At 68.1% G+C, this 401-nt stretch carries 1 protein-coding gene; it reads right to left on the reverse strand.

Going from position 1 to position 401, the window contains the following annotated elements:
- Window positions 1-20 precede the first annotated feature (20 nt).
- Window positions 21-263, reverse strand: a complete 243-nt coding sequence (locus tag SB764_RS38510; RefSeq protein WP_006753776.1) for an MbtH family protein — start codon at window positions 261-263, stop codon at window positions 21-23.
- Between the last annotated feature and the right edge of the window lie 138 nt (window positions 264-401).

Below are 401 nucleotides of genomic sequence, written 5' to 3' on the forward strand. Positions count from 1 at the left end.
GCCAAGCGCGGCGCAACGGGTCACGACGCGCGCGTCGCACGCTCGCCGTCCATCGCGCGGCGCAGGCTCGCGGGGCGCATGTCGGTCCAGACCGTCTCGATGTGCGCGAGGCAGTCGGCCTTCGGGCCGCGCACGCCGACCTCGCGCCAGCCGGCCGGCACGGGCCGGAACGTCGGCCAGATCGAATACTGTTCTTCGTCGTTGATGACGACCGTGTAGACCAGGTCGTCGGTGTCGGCGGAAGGCGTCGTGGCTTGCGTCATGATCGGAAAAAAGCGGGAGACGGTTGAAGGAAGCGAAGCGGCGAACTGTCGAATCGGCCGCTCCTGTCTTGAAGACGATTGGCCGGCGCGATTTTTTACCGGCGCCGCGCGCGACCGCCGAGAAACACCGGACACGCG

The organism is Paraburkholderia sp. SIMBA_027, from assembly GCF_046535315.1.
Taxonomy (GTDB): domain Bacteria; phylum Pseudomonadota; class Gammaproteobacteria; order Burkholderiales; family Burkholderiaceae; genus Paraburkholderia; species Paraburkholderia tropica.

Coding starts and splice junctions, on each gene's coding strand:
- SB764_RS38510 (WP_006753776.1), bottom strand. CDS start 263: ATGACGCAAGCCACGACGCCTTCCGCCGACACCGACGACCTGGTCTAC.